The 237-nt window shown below is 48.9% G+C and carries 1 rRNA gene; it reads right to left on the bottom strand.

The window, feature by feature from the left end:
- A 16S ribosomal RNA gene (locus GNF10_RS37720) occupies positions 1–237 on the bottom strand; the annotation flags it as partial.

Below are 237 nucleotides of genomic sequence, written 5' to 3'. Positions count from 1 at the left end.
ACCATGCACCACCTGTATTACAGTCATCCGAAGATGTAGGAAGTTATCTCTAACTTCTTCCGTAATATGTCAAGACTTGGTAAGGTTCTTCGCGTTGCGTCGAATTAAACCACATGCTCCGCTGCTTGTGCGGGTCCCCGTCAATTCCTTTGAGTTTCACACTTGCGTGCGTACTCCCCAGGCGGAGTGTTTAATGCGTTAGCTGCGGCACCCAGATTTGACTCCAGACACCTAACA

The sequence above is a fragment of the Nostoc sp. UCD121 genome, assembly GCF_014222285.1.
GTDB lineage: Bacteria > Cyanobacteriota > Cyanobacteriia > Cyanobacteriales > Nostocaceae > Nostoc.
The sequence above is the reverse complement of the archived record's forward strand: the minus strand, read 5'-3'. Positions and strand labels throughout refer to the sequence as shown.